Origin of the sequence: Vibrio sp. S12_S33 (assembly GCF_963889785.1) — a bacterium.
Classification (GTDB): domain Bacteria; phylum Pseudomonadota; class Gammaproteobacteria; order Enterobacterales; family Vibrionaceae; genus Vibrio; species Vibrio aestuarianus.
This window is the reverse complement of sequence record NZ_CAWPQZ010000348.1, coordinates 1-268: the sequence shown is the minus strand read 5'-3', so window position 1 is coordinate 268 and position 268 is coordinate 1. Positions and strand designations below refer to the sequence as shown.

The 268-nt window shown below is 54.9% G+C and carries 1 protein-coding gene; it reads right to left on the bottom strand.

Going from position 1 to position 268, the window contains the following annotated elements:
- Positions 1 to 268, bottom strand: a 268-nt coding sequence (locus AACW06_RS20415) for a hypothetical protein (RefSeq protein WP_202884136.1), incomplete at both ends; no start/stop codon positions are given.

Sequence of the window (268 nt, the reverse complement as noted above, 5' to 3'; positions counted from 1 at the left end):
CTTCGTGAGTCTGTACCGTCGTACTGCCATCGGGGTTGGTGATGGTTAACGTCACCGTATCACCCACTTCCACACCCTCAGGAATGGTCACCACAGTGTCAAGACCGTCACTGTTTTCGGCCACGCTGACGCTGCCATCGGCTGCATCGGCTATGGTCAAGGTTGGCGCGGTGTCGCTTACACCATCACCGTCCGTATCACCCGGAATAGTAGTGTCTAAATCAAACGTTACTGGCGCACTTTCAGCGGTGGTATTACCTGCTGCATC